Origin of the sequence: Marinobacter sp. M1C (genome assembly GCF_023314135.1) — a bacterium.
Taxonomy (GTDB): domain Bacteria; phylum Pseudomonadota; class Gammaproteobacteria; order Pseudomonadales; family Oleiphilaceae; genus Marinobacter.
Genome location: NZ_CP092289.1, coordinates 804,188 through 820,260 on the forward strand (window position 1 = coordinate 804,188; position 16,073 = coordinate 820,260).

Genomic DNA, 16,073 nt, shown 5'->3' on the forward strand with positions numbered 1-16,073 from the left:
ACGTTAGGCTGAGCTATGAGTAGGCATATCTGTGATTGAACGTAACCATCTGGAAGTTCTGCGGGCCGTAAACGCGGGCGGCTCCTTGACCGCTGCTGCCGAACGCCTGCACCTGACCCAGTCGGCGCTGAGCCATTCCATCCGTAAACTGGAGCAGCAGCTCGGCACGCCTTTATGGTCGCGCGAAGGCCGGCAACTGCAGCTGACCCAGGCGGGCAAATACCTTCTTGCTCTGGCGAACCGTTTGCTGCCGCAATTCGAGCATGCAGAACTGCAAATCGACCAGTTCGCCCGTGGCCAGGCGGGCACTCTGCGCATTGGTATGGAATGCCACCCCTGTTATCAGTGGCTGTTAAAAGTGGTGGGGCCGTATCTTGGGCACTGGCCCACGGTAGACGTAGACGTAAAACAGAAATTCCAGTTTGGGGGTATAGGCGCGCTGTTTGGCCATGATATTGACTTGTTGGTAACGCCAGACCCGTTGCATCGGCCAGGCCTTGTGTTTGAACCGGTGTTTGATTACGAGCAAGTGCTGGTGGTGCACAATGGCCATCGATTGGCACACAACGATTGGATCAGCGCGCAGGATCTGGAGCCAGAAATTCTGATTACCTACCCGGTGGCGGTGGAACGTCTGGACGTATACACACATCTCTTACTTCCGGCCAATATTCGCCCGTCGCGGCACAAAACCATCGAAACCACCGACATTATGTTGCAGATGGTCGCTGCCGGCCGCGGTGTAGCGGCTCTGCCACGTTGGCTGGTGCAGGAATACCAGCAGCGTATGGCCATTGTGCCAGTGCAGCTGGGCGAAACGGGCATTGGTAAACAGATCTTTCTGGGCTGTCGCGAGCGCGACCGCAATGTGGATTACCTCAGCGCGTTTATGAAGCTGGCCACAGAGGTTCGCCGAGACGACATCGCGCTAAACGCTGGATTGACGAATTAGCCAGACGAGACGTCGGTTATTCAGCTAAAATGCGGCCAATCTGGTACTACAAACCCATTTTAATCTATCAGGATTCGACCGATGAGCGATGTTCCTTCTGATTTGAAATACCTTGAAACCCACCAGTGGGTGCGGGTAGATGAAAACGGCCTGGCCACCGTGGGTATTACCGATTTTGCCCAACAGCAGTTGGGTGATGTGGTCTATATTGGCGTTCCGGAGCTGGGCGCCACGGTGACCGGCGGCGAAGAAGCCGGCGTGGCGGAGTCGGTCAAATCTGCCTCAGACGTATTCAGCCCGGTGACCGGCGAAGTGGTCGAAATTAACGAGTTGTTAGAAGATGAGCCGGAAAAAGTGAACGAAGACCCTTACGGCGAAGGCTGGCTGTTTCGGGTGAAGATGACCGACGACGGCGAACTTGATGGGCTGATGGATGCAGACACTTACAGCGACCTGGTCGCAGCGGAGTAACAATCCTTTATGAATTTCCCGGTGTTATACCTCCGCAAAGGCGCCGAGCGCCGTCTGCGGGCAGGCCACTTGTGGGTCTACAGTAATGAAGTGGATATGAAACGCTCGCCGCTGACCGGCTTCGAAGCCGGTATTCAGGCAGAGCTGCGCGCATCGAACGACAAGCCACTGGGCACCGTGTTTGTGAATCCCCATGCGCTGATTTGTGGCCGGCTGATTAGCCGTGACCCAACCCATGGCATGACCCCACAACGGCTTACCCAGCGCATGGAAGTGGCGCTGGAACTGCGCCAGCGGCTGTTTAACAAACCGTTTTACCGCTGGGTGTTTGGTGACAGCGATGGTCTGTCCGGGCTGGTGATTGACCGCTTCGGGGACACCGTGGTGGTGCAAATTTCCAGCGCCGGCATGGAACAGATGAAGGAAGCCATTGTACGGGCAATACAAAGGCTGACCCAAGCCAGCTCTATTGTGCTGAAGAACGACGGTAAAATGCGCAAAGTGGAAGGTCTGGAAAGCTATGTGGAGCAGGCCCACGGCAGCGCTCCTGACATGCTTGAGCTGGAAGAAAACGGCGTCAAATTTGAAGTGCCGCTGGCGGGTGGGCAGAAAACCGGCTGGTTTTACGACCACCGCATGAACCGTGCGCGTTTGCAGGCCTACGCGCCGGGCAAGCGGGTGCTGGATGTATTCAGTTACGTGGGTGGTTGGGGCATACAGGCCGCCAGTGCCGGCGCCACCAGCGTGACCTGCATAGACAGCTCGGCGTCAGCCATTGAGTCGGTGCACCACAACGCTCGCCTGAACGGACTGACGAACGTTGACACCATTGAAGGCGACGCCTTTGACGCGTTAAAAGCATTGGCGGATGAAAAACAGAAGTTCGACATTGTGGTGCTAGACCCGCCTGCACTGATACCCCGCCGCCGCGACCAGAAAGCCGGTGAGCAAGCCTATGCCCGCTTGAATCAGCTGGGACTGCGCCTGCTGGAGCGGGATGGCTTACTGGTATCGGCGTCTTGCTCTATGCACTTGTCCCAGGAAAAGCTGGTAGACATTATCCGCGGCAGCGGCCGTAAAATTGACCGCTTTGTGCAGCTGCTGGAGCAGGGTCATCAGGCGCCAGACCACCCGGTTATTCCGGGCATTGCGGAAACTGATTACATCAAATCCTGCTTTGTGCGTTCGCTGACCGGGTTTTTATAAGCTCGGCTATCCCGCGCCTGAAAAGTCGCTGGGGGAATCAATCCCGTAGCGACATAACGGGCCAACCGCGCTCGCCGGCCATGGCTTCCAGGCGCGAATCCGGATCAACGACTACCGGGTTCGCAACCTGTTCCAGCAGCGGTGCATCGTTGATGGAATCGCTGTAGAACCAGGCGCCGTCCAATGATTCATCGTTTTCATTCAGCCACTGCTTCAGACGCGTTACCTTCCCGCCCTGAAAACTGGGCGTGCCCGACACCTCTCCAGTAAAGCGGCCATTCACCACTTCCGGGTTGGTGGCAATCAGGTGCTCAATGCCCAAAAGGTCGGCGATTGGCTTGGTAATAAAATGATTGGTGGCCGTAATAATCATCAGTGTGTGGCCTTGGCTGCGATGCTGTTGCAGCAGCACGGCGGCTTTGGTTTGCAGCATCGGTTGCACGTGGCTAGCCATAAAACGCTCGCGCATGGCGTGCAGTTCGTCCATTGAAAACTGCGCCAGGGGTTCCAACACAAAACGCTGATAGCGAAACACGTCCAGCTCGCCGTTCAGGTAATCCTGATAAAACCGGTCATTGGCTTTACGGTGCGCATCGGCGTTTACAATGCCTTGCGCCGCCAGAAAAACGCCCCAGGCGTGGTCGCTGTCGCCGTTCAGTAAGGTGTTGTCCAGATCGAATATGGCCAGAGTCATGGTGCTGCCTCAGTGATTAAGGTGGCTCAAAGCCGGCACTTACCGGCGTCTTGAAGTGTGCAGCAGCTTATCATGGCCGCACGCAAACAGCCGTGATTGCCGATTTCTTGGGATTCTGCAAGAATGAGAGCATCTTGGAAAAATCTGGCCGTCGCATTTTGCCGCGGTTAACCGACTCTTAAAGAGGTACTGTACCGTGATCGACTCCGACGGTTTCAGACCCAACGTCGGAATCATTCTGGCCAACCACAAAGGGCAAGTGTTGTGGGCGAGGCGCATAGGCCAAAACTCCTGGCAGTTTCCGCAAGGCGGAATTCATCAGGATGAAACACCGGAACAGGCATTGTACCGGGAGCTTGGGGAGGAAGTTGGGCTGTGCGCCCGCGATGTGGAAATTATCAGTTGTACGCGGGGCTGGTTGCGATACCGCTTGCCGCGACGGATGGTTCGCCACAATTCGCACCCGTTGTGTGTAGGGCAAAAACAAAAATGGTTCCTGCTGAGGATGCTTTCGCCAGACGCGCAGGTATGCGTAGATGGTACCGATTCACCGGAATTCGACGGCTGGCAGTGGGTAAGCTACTGGTATCCGTTGGGGCAGGTGATCTCATTCAAAAAAGAAGTCTACCGACGTGCGCTGCGCGAGCTGGCGCCGCGGCTGTTCCATAACATGGAGCAGGCGCGGCGTGCCGAGCACAACCGGCGCTTGAAGGAACAATCATGACGACGGGCTAATCCCAACATGCTGAGTACATTGCGAACGATCGTCCAGGAAGTAAACAGCGCCCGCGACCTGCAGGAGGCGCTGAGCATTATTGTTTCGCGTGTGCAAAAAGCCATGAACACCGAAGTGTGTTCGGTGTATCTGCTAGACCCTGCTACCAACCGCTACGTACTGATGGCCACTGAAGGGCTGTACCGCAAAGCCGTGGGCAAGGTTAGCCTGGGTTATTCCGAGGGCCTTGTGGGTCTTGTGGGCTCGCGGGAAGAGCTGATTAATCTGGAAGATGCGCCTTCCCATCCCCGTTACCGTTACTTTCCTGAAACCGGCGAAGAACGCTTCCGCTCGTTTCTGGGTGTGCCCATTATTCACCATCGCCGCCTGATGGGTGTATTGGTCGTGCAGCAGCGTGAGAGTTCCCGCAGTTTTAATGAAGGTGAAGAAGCCTTTATGGTGACTATTTCGGCTCAGCTCAGCGGGGTGATCGCCCACAGCGAGGCCACGGGCGCCATTGGTGGTTTGTCGCTCACCGGCGAGGAGGCTCATGACATCGGTTTTGACGGCGTGCCCGGCGCCCCCGGCGTGGCCATTGGCACCGGCGTAGCCGTTTACCCGGCGGCAGACCTTGACCTTGTGCCGGAAAAAACCACGGATGATATTGAGCACGAACTGGACCTGTTCCAGTGCGCGGTAAGCGCCGTGCGCGAAGACATTGAACGGGTAGCAGCACGACTGGCTTCGCAGCTGAGGCCGCAGGAACAGGCGTTGTTTGATGTGTACCTGCGCATGCTCAGCGATGAAGCCCTGCCGGATGAAGTGAACGGTAAAATTCGCGAAGGTAACTGGGCCCAGGGATCGCTAAAACAGGTTGTGCAACAGTACGTGCGCAATTTCGAGATGATGGATGATCATTATCTGCAGGAGCGGGCGGTAGACGTGCGCGACCTGGGTCGGCGTTTGTTGTCACACCTGCAGGAAGGCGAGCAAGCCGGCCTGGAATACCCCGAACGCACCGTATTGGTGAGTGAAGAGATCACCCCCGCTATGCTGGGCGAAGTGCCCAAGGGCCAGTTGGTGGGATTGGTTTCGGTGAAAGGCTCCAGCCACTCTCACGTGGCCATTCTGGCTCGCGCCATGGGCATACCCACGGTGATGGGGCTGGTTGACATACCGGTGAATCAGCTCGACGGCAAGGAACTGGTGGTCGACGGCTTCGAAGGCCAGATCTTCGCGTCGCCATCGGCGGAATTGCGCGCTTATTTTCAGGTTATCTGCGACGAAGAAAACGAGCTGATTCGCGGCCTCGAAGCCCTGCGCGATTTGCCTTGTGAAACCACCGACCATCACCGGGTATCCATGCTGGTAAACACCGGATTGATGACTGACGTGGTGCGGTCGCTGAATCACGGCGCCGAAGGCATTGGCCTGTACCGCACGGAAGTGCCGTTCATGATTAAAGATCGCTTTCCTTCGGAACAGGAACAGCGTGAATACTACCGCGAGCAGTTGGAAGCCTTTGCGCCTAACCCGGTGACCATGCGCACCCTGGATATCGGCGGCGACAAGTGCCTGACGTATTTCCCCATCCACGAGGAAAATCCGTTTCTGGGCTGGCGTGGCATACGGGTCACCCTGGACCACCCGGAGATTTTCCAACTACAGGTGCGGGCGATGATGAAGGCCAGCGAAGGCCTGAACAATTTGCAGATTATGCTGCCAATGATCAGCAATATTTCCGAAGTGGAAGAGTCTCTTCATCTGATTTACCGCGTATATCACGAAGTGCGCGAAGACGGTTACAACATCCACATGCCAAAAGTGGGCGTAATGATCGAAGTGCCGGCAGCGGTCTATCAGATACGCGAACTGGCCGACCGGGTGGATTTCCTGTCGGTGGGTACTAACGATCTGACCCAGTATTTGCTGGCGGTAGATCGTAATAATCCCCGTGTGGCCCAGCTGTACCATTCTTACCATCCTGCTGTGCTGCAGGCGCTGGTGCGTATTGCCCAGGACGCCCATGCTGTGGGCAAACCGGTGGGGGTGTGTGGCGAATTGGCGGGCGACCCGGGCGGCGCCGTATTGCTGATGGCCATGGGCTACGATTCACTGTCGATGAACGCAGCCAGCCTGCCAAAAGTGAAATCGGTGATTCGCAGTGTCAGCCTTGAGTGGGCGAACAATCTGTTGCAAGACATCCTGCTGCTGGATTCGCCCCATGTGATCAAAAGCTGTGTTGACCTGGCGTTGCGCAATGCCGGATTTGGACGCTATATGCGGCCCGGAAAATCCACGGGCAAAACCTTGGCAGAGGTAGCTTCGGCATCCGCCTGAATAACTCGATAAGGCCAAATCATGAGTAACGGCAAACTGACAAAAAAACCGAAGCCGGCGAATGCAAACGGCAGCAAAAAGCCCCGAATCGGTCTGGCGTTAGGCGGTGGCGGCCCGATTGGCGGCATTTATGAAATAGGTGCACTGAGGGCGCTTGACGAAGCTCTGGAAGGGCTGGACTTCAACGATCTGGATGTTTACGTAGGGGTGAACTCGGGGTCGTTTGTGGCGGCTCATCTGGTGAACCAGGTAACCACTGCCCAGCTGTGTCGAATTTTTGTGCGCAACGAATCCGAATTGCACCCGTTTCATCCCGGTGTTTTTTACCGCCCGGCCTTCGCTGAAATGGGCCGCCGTTTACTGGCCATACCCGGGCTGATTACCACCGCGTTCACCCGCTTCTTTCACAATCCCTACGATCAGAGCCTGCTGGAAGCCTTGACCATTTTGGCCCAGGCCGCACCCGCCGGGCTGTTCAATAATGAAGGCTTGCACCATTACTTAAGGCGCGCATTCACCATGCTGGGCCGCACCAACGATTTCCGCCAACTCAAGCGCCAGCTGTTCATTGTGGCCGCCGATGTGGAAAGTTCGAAGTCGGTTTGTTTTGGTGCGCCGGGGTTTGATGCAGTGCCCATCTCCAAAGCTATTCAGGCCAGTACGGCTTCCGCTGGAATTTACGTACCGGTGGAAATAGACGGCCATTACTACGTCGATGGAACCTTACGCAAAGGCCTTCACGCCTCGGTAGCGTTTGATCATCAGGCTGACTTGGTGCTGGCAATCAATCCCCAGGTACCGCTAGACGCCACTGCCGCCATGAAAACCGGTACCTTGGCAGCCGGCGAGATGACCCGCTCTGGTATGCCCAATGTGTTGGCGCAAACGTACCGCACCATGGTGCATTCGCGCATGCAGTCCGGGATAGACCGTTACGCTCAGGACTATCCAGATAAAGACATTGTGCTGTTTGAACCCAGCAGTGACGACGCCCTTCTGTTTGGCGCCCATGTGTTCAGTTTTGAATCGCGGCGTTTGCTGTGCGAACACGCCTATCAGGCTACTCGACGCGATTTGCGCCTTCGCGCCGCAGAACTGGAACCCAAATTGGCGAAATACGGCATTGCCCTGCGCCACGACTATCTGAATGACGCAGATCGCACGGTCAGCACCAGTCTGTTTGGCGAGCCACCACAGGCCACGTTAAAGGCAAAAACGCAGACACAAAAAAGCCGGCTGGCGGCCGGCTTGCAAAGCGTTAACGGGCAAGCAGAAAAGGCTCGGTCCTGATAGTGCGCGACCAGAACGCATTCTTGCCCTGGTCGCGGCTTTCGCTATCGCCTGCTACAGAATGTAGCGGCTTAAATCTTCGTCTTCCGCCAATTTACCCAGTTTCTCCTCGACGTACTCGGCAGTGACTTCGAACTCTTCCGTGATCTTGTCGCCGGCATCGAATGACAGGCTTTCCAACAGTCTTTCCAACATGGTGTGTAAACGCCGTGCGCCGATATTTTCGGTGTTCTCGTTCACTTTCCACGCCACTTCTGCCAAGCGGGTGATGGCGTCGTCGGTAAAGCTGAGCTTCAGGCCTTCGGCGCCCATCAATGCCTCGTACTGCTGCACCAACGAGGCATCCGGCTCTGTCAGAATGCGCTTGAAATCGTTTGGCGTTAGCGCATGCAGTTCCACGCGAATTGGCAGGCGGCCCTGCAGCTCTGGAATCAGGTCTGACGGTTTGGTTAGGTGGAAAGCGCCAGAGGCGATAAAAAGGATGTGATCGGTGCGAATAGCGCCGTACTTGGTGGTGACTGTGCTGCCTTCAATCAGCGGCAAAAGGTCACGCTGTACGCCCTCGCGGGATACATCCGAGGAGGCGTTTTCAGAGCGCTTGGCCACTTTGTCGATTTCATCCAGAAACACGATGCCGTTTTGCTCAACAGCCTGTACCGCTTTCTGTTTGATTTCTTCTTCGTTCACCAGCTTGGCGGCTTCTTCGTCTTTCACCCGGCGCAGGGCATCCGCCACCCGCATCTTGCGGGTTTTGCGCTTGTCCTGGGACATGTTGGCAAACATGCTTTGCAGCTGATTGGTCATTTCTTCCATGCCCGGCGGCGCCATGATTTCAACGTTGGCGCTGCTGTTGCGCAGATCAATCTCAATTTCTTTGTCGTCTAGCTCGCCTTCCCGCAGTTTCTTACGGAACATCTGGCGGGTGGCAGATTCTTCCTGCGGCTTGCTGTCTTCTTTGAAATCCCGTGCCGGTGGCAACAGGGCGTCTAGAATGCGATCTTCCGCGGCGTCTAGAGCGCTGTTTTCGTGGCGCTTCATTTCCTGTTCACGCAGCATTTTCACGGCCATGTCAGCCAGGTCGCGAATGATGGAGTCAACATCGCGACCGACGTAACCCACCTCGGTGAACTTGGTGGCTTCCACTTTCAAAAAGGGGGCGTCTGCCAGTTTGGCCAGGCGCCGGGCAATTTCGGTTTTACCAACACCGGTGGGGCCAATCATTAGAATGTTTTTGGGGCTGATTTCTTCACGCAGTTCGTCGCTAAGTTGCATACGGCGCCAGCGATTGCGCAGGGCTATGGCCACCGCACGTTTAGCTTCCTGCTGGCCAACGATGTGTTTGTCCAGTTCGAGGACAATTTCTCTGGGAGTCAGTGCAGACATGATCGCTCCGGATTAATCGTTGGCAGAAAGCACTTCAATGGTGCGGTTCTGGTTGGTGTAAATGCAGATGTCAGCCGCTATGATCAGGCCTTTTTCGGTAATCTCGCGGGCACTCATGTTGGTGTTCTCTAACAGCGCGCGGGCAGATGCCTGGGCGAAAGGGCCGCCGGAACCAATGGCAATCAGGCCCATTTCAGGCTCTATAACATCGCCGTTACCGGTGATGATGAGTGAGGCGGTTTTGTCGGCCACCGCCAGCAGGGCCTCCAGTTTTCGTAACGCGCGGTCTGATCGCCAGTCTTTGGCCAACTCCACCGCGGCGCGGGTTAGGTTGCCCTGGTGTTTTTCCAGCTGCGCTTCGAAGCGCTCGAACAGGGTGAACGCATCGGCGGTACCCCCGGCAAAGCCCGCTAAGACCTGGCCGTTGTACAAACGGCGCACTTTGCGGGCGTTGCCCTTCATGACGGTATTGCCAAGGGACACCTGGCCGTCACCGCCCATGGTGACTTCGTCGTCGCGGCGTACGGAAAGTATGGTGGTCATGTGGGCTCCAGTTGCCTGATCGAATGTGTTAGCGCAGTTATGGAGGCAGCGCCGCGATTTTCAAGGCAGAGAGTTCAGCGCTCAGTGTTAGATTTACGCATCAGGAGCAAACGAGACTAGCCCTTTTTGGGGATTTTCCGCACCAGCGGCTGAATTCTGATAGACACCAACTTGTCTATAGCAGCGTTCATGTGACTGCGGGAGGTAAATGGGCCTACATTCACCCGATACCAGACATTACCTTCCTCCATATCGACTTTTTGCACCGCTGCGCGCAAACCCTGGAAAGCGATTTCGGCGCGCTGTCGTTCGGCGTCCTCGGCCTTGCGAAACGAACCGGACTGCAGCAGGTAATCGACTTGCGGGCGGCCTGGGCCAGGCGTGTATTCGTCCACCGTGGACGGCATTATCTCGGTTTCTGGCAGCATTTCGTAAAAACGGAATTGGGGTTTGGCGATTTCCGGTTGTATCGGCGCAGGCGTTTTGGCCGGTGCCTTCTGTACAGTGGGCGCCGCGTCTTTGGCGGGTGCCTCGCTGCCAGACAAGCTGTTCAGGTAAACAATAAAGCCGATGAAACCGCCCACAGCCGCCAGTGCCAATACCGATTTCATCGACAGGCTACCGTGTTGAGCTCGCGCCGGAGCCGCGGCTTTCGGCGCCCGGGTGCGGGCAGGTCGGCCAGGCTTGCCCGGCTTTTGACGAGGCGTAGTAGCCTGGTTAGGTGACGATTTGCGGGCGTAGTCTCGCGGCATTTTTTTGATTACATCTCTTCCGGAGCGCGAACGCCCAGCAGGCCTAAGCCATTTTCGATGACCTGGCGTACGGCCAGGTACAGGCTGATGCGGGCATCGCGCAGGGCGGTGTCTTCAATCAGCACCTTGTGGGCGTTGTAATAGCTGTGGAATAGGCCGGCCAATTCCCGCAGGTACTGGCTCAGGGTGTGGGGCTCGCGCTGGGCAGCGGCGCTGGCAACCAGCTCTGGATATTTTGCCAGCTGGTTGGCCAGTTCTTTTTCTTCATCCAGCGTCAGCAGAGTCAGGTCGCCTGCGCATTCGTGACGGCCACGCTGCACGCCTTCGACAGTCAGCTTGCGCAACACGCTGCAAATGCGGGCGTGAGCATACTGGATGTAATACACCGGGTTCTCGTTGGTTTGCGAGCGTGCAAGATCAATGTCAAAGGTCAGCTGGGAATCCACTCGCCGTGCGGCCAGGAAGAAACGGGTAGCGTCGCGACCTACTTCTTCAATCAGGTCGCTAAGGGTGACATAGCTGCCTGCGCGCTTGGAGATTTTCACCTCTTCACCGCCACGGGTTACCATCACCATCTGGTGCAGCACATAGTCTGGCCAATCTTCTGGAATACCGATATTTAACGCCTGCAAACCGGCGCGAACGCGGGTAACGGTTGAATGGTGGTCGGCACCCTGTTCGTTAATAACCGTGCTAAAACCGCGCTGCCACTTGTCCAGATGATAAGCAACATCTGGCACAAAGTAGGTGTAGCCACCGTCGGTTTTGCGCATAACCCGGTCTTTGTCGTCGCCAAATTCGGTGGTTTTCAGCCACAGGGCGCCGCCGTCTTCGTAGGTGTAGCCATTTTCCTGCAGGCGCTTTACGGTAGCCTCAACTTTGCCGTCGTTGTACAGCGAGGATTCCAGGAAATACACGTCGAACTCGACGCCAAAGGCTTTCAGGTCAAGGTCTTGCTCGCGGCGCAGATAAGCCACGGCAAAATCCGTGATGGCTTCAAGGTTGTCCGGCTCGGCCTGGCCGGTCACCGAGCGGTCGTCCGCTGTAATCGTCTTTCCGGCCAGATAGGCCTCGGCCACATCGGCAATATAGTCGCCGCGGTAACCATTTTCAGGCCAGCTTTCGTGATCCGGTGTCAGGCCTTTTACCCGGGCTTGAACGGATAACCCCAGGTTGTTGATTTGGGCGCCCGCGTCGTTGTAATAAAACTCGCGGGTAACCTGGTAGCCGTTAGCATCCAACAGCCGACTAATGCAGTCACCTATTGCAGCGCCACGGCCGTGGCCCACATGCAAAGGGCCGGTGGGGTTGGCGGAAACAAATTCCACCTGTACTTTTTCGCCCTTACCGCTGTGGTTGCGGCCAAAGTTTTCAGCCTGTTCCAGTGCCGTATTCACAACGCCAAAGGCACTGGCCGTACTCATGAAAAAGTTGATAAAACCGGGCCCGGCAATCTCCACTTTGTCGACCGCTGCACTGGCCGGCAAGTTGGCCACCAGCGCTTCCGCCAGTTTGCGCGGCGCACAGCCGGCAGACTTGGCCGCCACCAGCGCAATGTTACACGCGTAATCGCCGTGGGATTTGTCTTTGGTGTTGCCAATCTGTGGCGCAAAGCTTTGATCTGCTGGCAAAACGCCTTCAGATTGCAGCGCCGCCAGGGCAGACTGAAGCAGGTCGGAAACGGTCTCTTTCATGCTGTAGAATAACTCGGCTGAACGGAAGTGGAAATGGGGCAGGGCGCCCACCAGAGTAGAAACGCGATATTATCGCGGAAACGGATTTTGTAAGCAAAAAGCCCGGCGTCAAGGCCGGGCTTTTTGCTTGATGGATTAATCAAATGGTGAGTACTTTCTCATCAACTTCGTCAGTTGGTGTTGTAACTGTAACGATTAGAGAGCCGCTGTCCGTTGGCGTTGTGCGCTCGGCAAAAACGCAAACCTCGTAGTCAGATTGACTGCTAGGAAATGCGGTTCCCCCAACGTCGTACGATGTTTTGGACGATAGTAGAGTAATTCCGTTACCGTTAAATTCTACTGTTGTTCCGGTTGGAGGATGCACGCGGGTGCCATTACTCCTAGCGGTCGACACTGTCGCACAATATTGTTTAGCTTCACTACCTGCTGCCAAGGTAACTCTCGGATCTCTTGAACTTGAGATTAGAAGCGTTACTTGCTGAAATATTGTGCCGACCTCTCCATTTATTTTTTCGCCAATAGTAGATGCAACAATTTTTGGTGTGTCGACAAATGGTGATTGACTACGCCACTTGACCACACATGTCCCTTCGTTATTTAAATTGCATTCTGGTTGCACAGACCCGCCATCTGTTGTGAAGTTAACGGTTGTGTTGCCGCGAATATTTTGTCCATTTTTGTCTGTCGCAAACAATGAAAGAGACACCTCTACACCCGCCGTGAATTGGGCGTCAGGGATGAAGTTATCGGCTGCCAGAGTGAGGCCGGATTCGTAGGGTATGAGAGAGTTGATCGCAATTGGGTCGGATTGTGTACTTTTAGAATTACTTCCAACTTCTATGGTTGCTATTACGCGAACAACTGTCGAAGCTGACCCAGCGATAACCTTGGTCGTTACAATCCCTCCGCTCCCGGAGGATGCTTCTTGCTGACTAAGGGTTACGGGAATTTTCGCGCTCGAATCATCCCCAGTTAATGAAAATTTGACATTGACTCCCCTTAAGCCACCGCCATTTTTGTCAACAATTTGAAATGAGACAGAGGCTTCTGAAGGTCGTGCCGTTGATCCGGCACCGGTTGGAGCTATTGATGTTTCGGTAAGCGGTATAGACACAACTCTGTCTGCTTCTGCCGTTGCAATGTTTAGCGTGAAGCTCGCTTCTGCACCATTAACTTTTGCTAAAATAGTGTCGGTAGGTGAGCAGCCTTTTGCGGTGTATGTTGTTTCAGCTACACCGGTTGAGGTGACAATGGGAGAAATCAATTCTGCATCGTTGGTAGATACACAGTTTGATGAGAATCGGACTTCTGTTTCTTCGCCAGTTAGAAGCCTGTTAGAGTTATTTCTATCAACAATAAAGACGCGGAGTCTCGTCGTTCCGCCTGCAGACAGCGCTTTTATGTCGGACTCTATCTGACCTTCTATGAATGTATCTCCAGAATTAATGCCCAAACCTAAAAATACCTCCTGAGGTGAGTCCCCTCCTGAGCTACCATTTCCTCCAGACTCTCCAGTGTCCACTAACGGCGTAGAGTCACCTCCACCTCCACAAGCTGCCAACAGCAATGCAAGCGACAATGCTGGCACACGTGCAAGAATTTTCCCTGACATTATTCTCTCCAGTTCGCTACAGCAAAGCTGCTGTTCCGGCGTCACCTTGGCCTCTGTTGAGCGCTACAGGATGTGGCTCGGATATTTTTAAGTTTTTGATATACCGTCTGTAAAATTCTAGCATAGCTTTTGTCGCTAAAATTGCGATCGCAGTTTCTTTTTCTATTTCTTTTCAAATGTGTGAGTCACGGCTAAATTCGGTACATTTAACCGGTCTCCTGCGGGTCTACGTCGATCATCCAGCGGCTGCCGGAGGGTTGTTTTTGTTGATCCAGATGCAGGCAAACGTCGGCGAGGGTTTTGTTCAGGCGCTTGCGGTTATCAGCGTTTATGACCAATTGGGCGCGGTAGCGGTCGGCGCGACGGGCAATTAACGCTGGCAGTGGGCCCCAGATTTCCAGGCCCGGAGCCTGTGCCAGGGGTTTTACGGTATCCAGTATCTGCAGGCTTTTTTCCATGGTGTCGGCTTCGGCGCGGAATATGGCCATAGCGCGGTAAGGCGGCAGCTGACCGTCTTCGCGCTCGGCTAAAAGCTGTTCGGCCATATCCCCGTAGCGGCCCGTACAAAGTGTTCTTAACAGTGGATGGTCGCTATGGCAGGTCTGCACCAGCACGGTGCCGGGCTTGTCGCCGCGACCCGCACGGCCGCTGACTTGCAGCAGGGTTTGTAGAAGTTGTTCAGGGGCGCGGAAGTCCACGCTGAACAGGCCACCGTCGGCGTTTATAACCACCACCAGCGTTACGTTGGCAAAATCGTGGCCTTTGGCCAGCATTTGAGTACCCACCAGAATGCAGGGCTCGCCGGTGTTTACGGTTTTCAGAATGGCTTGGATGCTGCCTTTACGTTGGGTGCTGTCGCGGTCAACCCGCACCACCGGGGTGTCAGGGAAGGCGGTGGTCAGTATCTCTTCGCTGCGTTCGGTGCCTTGGCCGACAGGCTTGAACGCATCACTTTGGCACTTCGGGCACTGGGTCGTTGCGGCGGCTTGAAAGTCGCAGTGGTGGCAACGCATGGCGTTGTCGCGGCGGTGGTAGGTCAGGCGGGTGTCGCAGCGCGGGCACTCCACCATGTGGCCGCAGTCAAAGCACATCATGACCGGCGCGAAGCCGCGGCGGTTCACATACACTAGCACCTGTTCGCCGTTGTCCAGAACCTGCTTGATGGTGTTAAGGGCGGGGCGCGACAGGCCGCCTTCTAAAGGCCGGCTGCGAATGTCCAGCAGTTTTATTTGCGGTGGTCTGGCGTTGCCAGCCCGCTCCTCCAATGTGGCCAAGGTGTATTTGCCCTGCCGTGCGTTGTGCCAGGATTCCAACGAGGGCGTGGCCGAGCCGAGTATCACCGGGCATTTGTTCAGGTGGGCACGGTATACCGCAAGGTCGCGCGCTGAATAGCGAAAGCCATCGCCCTGTTTGTAGGAGCTATCGTGCTCTTCGTCCACAATCAGCGTGCGCAAACCGGTAAAGGGCAACAAAACCGCCGAACGGGTGCCAATGAGTATGACGGGTTCGCCGTGGCGTATTTTCAACCAGGTGTCGAGGCGCTCGCTGTCGTTCAGTGCCGAGTGCCACACCACAATCCGCTGGCCAAAATAGCGCTGGAAGCGGGCCACGGTTTGCGGTGTCAGGTTTATTTCTGGCACTAGCACCAGGGCCTGATCCTGTTCACTCAAATGTTGCTTTAAATAGTGCAGGTAGATTTCTGTTTTACCGCTACCAGTGATGCCGTACAAAAGGCAGGCGCTAAAGCCCTGGGCCGGTTCTGGAAGCTGTGCTGCGGTATCTGTTTGCGCCGGTGATAACGTAGGTGCTGCAAAGCTCTCTGTGGGTGTTGTTGCCAGCACGGGCTCGGTGGCTTCAATCAGCTGCTTTTGTTCCAGGGTCTTCAGCTGGCTGCGATTAAAGCCGGCGCTTAAGATGGCGCTTGTGGCAGCGCCTTGGGAATACTGCAAAAGCCAGGCTAGCAAGGCTTTTTGACGGTGGGCTTGGGGTGGCAGCTCCGCACCGCTGCTGCGGGCTCGCCACCAGGCCTCGGTTTTGCGCAATGCTGGCCGGCCGCGCCTGAGCGCTGGCGGTAAGGCCGTAAACAGGCATTCACCCAGCGGGTGTTGGTAATAGTCGCTGGCCCAGCTCAGCAGTCGCAGTGTTTCCTTTGGCAGCGCAGGCCAGTCTTCCATAGCACTTCGAACCGGCTTCAGTGATACCCCGGGCGGCGGGGTTACGCCAACCGCAGTGACCAGTCCGGTTATCTGTTGGCGGCCAAAGGGAACCTGCACCCGCTGGCCGGGCTGAAGGCTGAGGCCGGAGCCAAGGGTGTAGTCAAACAGCCGCCGCAGCGGGCGGTTCATGGCGATGCGTACAACCTTGGTCACGGGTTTTGCGCATTTAGATGGAAGCTATGTCTGGCAGGCGCTGCAGTGGCTA

General features: G+C 55.8%; 13 protein-coding genes. 6 read left to right on the forward strand and 7 right to left on the reverse strand.

The window, feature by feature from the left end; genetic code table 11:
* Nucleotides 1–31: 31 nt before the first annotated feature.
* From MIH19_RS03870 to MIH19_RS03880, 3 genes are all read left to right on the forward strand, one after another.
* A complete protein-coding gene (locus MIH19_RS03870) occupies nucleotides 32–952 on the forward strand; it encodes a LysR family transcriptional regulator (protein WP_249007633.1) in 921 nt (306 codons plus the stop codon).
* Between the two features lie 81 nt (nucleotides 953–1,033).
* Nucleotides 1,034–1,423 carry a glycine cleavage system protein GcvH gene (gene gcvH / locus MIH19_RS03875; RefSeq protein ID WP_249007634.1) on the forward strand — a complete coding sequence of 130 codons (390 nt, stop codon included), beginning with the start codon at nucleotides 1,034–1,036 and terminating at the stop codon, nucleotides 1,421–1,423.
* A 9-nt stretch (nucleotides 1,424–1,432) separates the two neighbouring features.
* Entirely contained in the window at nucleotides 1,433–2,629 is a 1,197-nt protein-coding gene (locus MIH19_RS03880; RefSeq protein ID WP_249007635.1) for a class I SAM-dependent rRNA methyltransferase, read from the forward strand.
* A 37-nt stretch (nucleotides 2,630–2,666) separates the two neighbouring features.
* On the opposite strand, the gene MIH19_RS03885 is transcribed toward MIH19_RS03880, so the two are convergent.
* The gene (locus MIH19_RS03885; RefSeq protein ID WP_249007636.1) at nucleotides 2,667–3,323 is read right to left on the reverse strand and encodes an HAD family hydrolase; all 657 of its coding nucleotides are present in this window, start codon (nucleotides 3,321–3,323) and stop codon (nucleotides 2,667–2,669) included.
* Nucleotides 3,324–3,519: 196 nt separating this feature from the next.
* On the opposite strand from MIH19_RS03885, the gene MIH19_RS03890 reads away from it, so the two are divergent.
* From MIH19_RS03890 to MIH19_RS03900, 3 genes are read left to right on the forward strand one after another with little or no spacing between them, the layout of a single operon-like run.
* Nucleotides 3,520–4,047, forward strand: coding sequence for an RNA pyrophosphohydrolase (locus MIH19_RS03890; RefSeq protein WP_249007637.1), 528 nt, complete (start codon nucleotides 3,520–3,522; stop codon nucleotides 4,045–4,047).
* Nucleotides 4,048–4,065: 18 nt separating this feature from the next.
* Nucleotides 4,066–6,378 (forward strand): phosphoenolpyruvate--protein phosphotransferase, encoded by a 2,313-nt coding sequence (gene ptsP, locus MIH19_RS03895; protein WP_249007638.1) that lies wholly within the window; start codon nucleotides 4,066–4,068, stop codon nucleotides 6,376–6,378.
* A 21-nt stretch (nucleotides 6,379–6,399) separates the two neighbouring features.
* Nucleotides 6,400–7,668 (forward strand): patatin-like phospholipase family protein, encoded by a 1,269-nt coding sequence (locus MIH19_RS03900; RefSeq protein WP_249007639.1) that lies wholly within the window; start codon nucleotides 6,400–6,402, stop codon nucleotides 7,666–7,668.
* A gap of 54 nt (nucleotides 7,669–7,722) precedes the next feature.
* On the opposite strand, the gene hslU is transcribed toward MIH19_RS03900, so the two are convergent.
* From hslU to MIH19_RS03930, 6 genes are all read right to left on the reverse strand, one after another.
* Nucleotides 7,723–9,051 (reverse strand): ATP-dependent protease ATPase subunit HslU, encoded by a 1,329-nt coding sequence (gene hslU / locus MIH19_RS03905; protein ID WP_249007640.1) that lies wholly within the window; start codon nucleotides 9,049–9,051, stop codon nucleotides 7,723–7,725.
* A gap of 12 nt (nucleotides 9,052–9,063) precedes the next feature.
* The gene (gene hslV / locus MIH19_RS03910) at nucleotides 9,064–9,594 is read right to left on the reverse strand and encodes an ATP-dependent protease subunit HslV (RefSeq protein WP_249007641.1); all 531 of its coding nucleotides are present in this window, start codon (nucleotides 9,592–9,594) and stop codon (nucleotides 9,064–9,066) included.
* Nucleotides 9,595–9,710: 116 nt separating this feature from the next.
* Nucleotides 9,711–10,346 (reverse strand): SPOR domain-containing protein, encoded by a 636-nt coding sequence (locus tag MIH19_RS03915; RefSeq protein ID WP_249007642.1) that lies wholly within the window; start codon nucleotides 10,344–10,346, stop codon nucleotides 9,711–9,713.
* Between the two features lie 8 nt (nucleotides 10,347–10,354).
* Nucleotides 10,355–12,040, reverse strand: a complete 1,686-nt coding sequence (gene argS / locus MIH19_RS03920) for an arginine--tRNA ligase (RefSeq protein ID WP_249007643.1) — start codon at nucleotides 12,038–12,040, stop codon at nucleotides 10,355–10,357.
* A gap of 139 nt (nucleotides 12,041–12,179) precedes the next feature.
* Complete coding sequence (locus MIH19_RS03925) at nucleotides 12,180–13,652, reverse strand: hypothetical protein (RefSeq protein ID WP_249007644.1); 1,473 nt, start codon at nucleotides 13,650–13,652, stop codon at nucleotides 12,180–12,182.
* A gap of 206 nt (nucleotides 13,653–13,858) precedes the next feature.
* Nucleotides 13,859–16,021 (reverse strand): primosomal protein N', encoded by a 2,163-nt coding sequence (locus MIH19_RS03930; RefSeq protein ID WP_249007645.1) that lies wholly within the window; start codon nucleotides 16,019–16,021, stop codon nucleotides 13,859–13,861.
* Between the last annotated feature and the right edge of the window lie 52 nt (nucleotides 16,022–16,073).

Bases quoted from the DNA above. Each gene is read 5' to 3' on its own strand.
- gcvH (WP_249007634.1), top strand. From the start codon at position 1,034: ATGAGCGATGTTCCTTCTGATTTGAAATACCTTGAAACCCACCAGTGG.
- MIH19_RS03880 (WP_249007635.1), top strand. From the start codon at position 1,433: ATGAATTTCCCGGTGTTATACCTCCGCAAAGGCGCCGAGCGCCGTCTG.
- MIH19_RS03885 (WP_249007636.1), bottom strand. From the start codon at position 3,323: ATGACTCTGGCCATATTCGATCTGGACAACACCTTACTGAACGGCGAC.
- ptsP (WP_249007638.1), top strand. From the start codon at position 4,066: ATGCTGAGTACATTGCGAACGATCGTCCAGGAAGTAAACAGCGCCCGC.
- MIH19_RS03900 (WP_249007639.1), top strand. From the start codon at position 6,400: ATGAGTAACGGCAAACTGACAAAAAAACCGAAGCCGGCGAATGCAAAC.
- hslU (WP_249007640.1), bottom strand. From the start codon at position 9,051: ATGTCTGCACTGACTCCCAGAGAAATTGTCCTCGAACTGGACAAACAC.
- hslV (WP_249007641.1), bottom strand. From the start codon at position 9,594: ATGACCACCATACTTTCCGTACGCCGCGACGACGAAGTCACCATGGGC.
- MIH19_RS03915 (WP_249007642.1), bottom strand. From the start codon at position 10,346: ATGCCGCGAGACTACGCCCGCAAATCGTCACCTAACCAGGCTACTACG.
- argS (WP_249007643.1), bottom strand. From the start codon at position 12,040: ATGAAAGAGACCGTTTCCGACCTGCTTCAGTCTGCCCTGGCGGCGCTG.
- MIH19_RS03925 (WP_249007644.1), bottom strand. From the start codon at position 13,652: ATGTCAGGGAAAATTCTTGCACGTGTGCCAGCATTGTCGCTTGCATTG.